Origin of the sequence: Bartonella sp. AP58NXGY (genome assembly GCF_042195785.1) — a bacterium.
In the GTDB taxonomy this organism is placed as follows: domain Bacteria; phylum Pseudomonadota; class Alphaproteobacteria; order Rhizobiales; family Rhizobiaceae; genus Bartonella.
The window spans coordinates 1-330 of sequence record NZ_JBHIOY010000299.1; the positions used below are offsets into that span (position 1 = coordinate 1).

Annotated in this window: 1 protein-coding gene; it reads left to right on the top strand. The window is 41.8% G+C overall.

The window, feature by feature from the left end:
- Positions 1 to 330, top strand: a 330-nt coding sequence (locus tag ACFINC_RS11065) for a hypothetical protein (protein WP_375617232.1), incomplete at both ends; no start/stop codon positions are given.

Genomic DNA, 330 nt, shown 5'->3' on the forward strand with positions numbered 1-330 from the left:
CGGTTCTAAGTATGAGAATGGTCAATGGACCGCTCCAAACTTTAAGGTTAACACTGTCAGTGAGGATGGTAGCAAGGTTGAAGAGCAGAGCTATGATGATGTAGCGAAAGCCTTTGCGAGTGTTGGTACATCTTTCAGCAATCTTCATAATGAGATGACGAATGCTGTTACGAATATCAACAATCAGATTAGCCAAGTTGTTAGTGATAATCTTGTTAAGCAGGATGCTACAACGAACCTCATCAACATTGGTAAAGAAGTAGCAGGCAGTGAAATCAATATTGCCAACAAGGATCAAGGGGATCGTACACTTTCTGGTGTTAAGGCAGC